Consider the following 683-nt stretch of genomic DNA (forward strand, 5'->3'; position numbering starts at 1 on the left):
GATTTCCAAAGCATATTTACGTGGCCACGTTCAGCACCAACCTGTGATTGATAGGGCGTGGCTGGCCGAGATGTCAGAAGGCTTAATCGTTCTATCTGGTGCTAAAAATGGCGATATCGGCAAAGCGCTGCTTAAAGGTAACCGTAAACTGGTTGAAAGCTGTGTAGAGTTTTACAAACAGCATTTCCCGGACCGTTTCTATCTAGAATTGATTCGTACAGGCCGTCCGGATGAAGAGACGTACTTGCACTTTGCCATCGATCTCGCTGAGCAACATGACTTGCCCGTGGTCGCGACAAACGAAGTGGTTTTCCTAAGTGCAGACCTTTTCGATGCGCATGAGATTCGTGTTGCGATTCATGATGGTTACACACTAGAAGACCCACGCCGACCAAAAAATTACAGCCCGCAGCAGTACCTTCGCACTGAAGAGGAAATGTGTGAGCTGTTTGCTGATATTCCAGAAGCGCTAGAAAACAGTGTCGAGATCGCCAAGCGTTGTAACGTGACCGTTCGTTTGGGTGAATACTTCTTGCCAGCCTTCCCAACAGAAGGGATGGAAGAAACTGAATTCTTGGTCATGAAGTCGCGTGAAGGTTTGGAAGAGCGTCTAGAGTTCCTATTCCCTAATGAAGAAGAGCGCAAAAAGCGCCGTCCAGAATACGACGAGCGTTTACAAATCG

At 47.9% G+C, this 683-nt stretch carries 1 protein-coding gene; it reads left to right on the forward strand.

What is annotated here, in order from left to right:
* A partial coding sequence (locus R7093_RS25715; protein WP_318147086.1) for a PHP domain-containing protein occupies positions 1–683 on the forward strand: 683 nt, incomplete at both ends.

Source organism: Vibrio sp. 1580, from assembly GCF_033340055.1.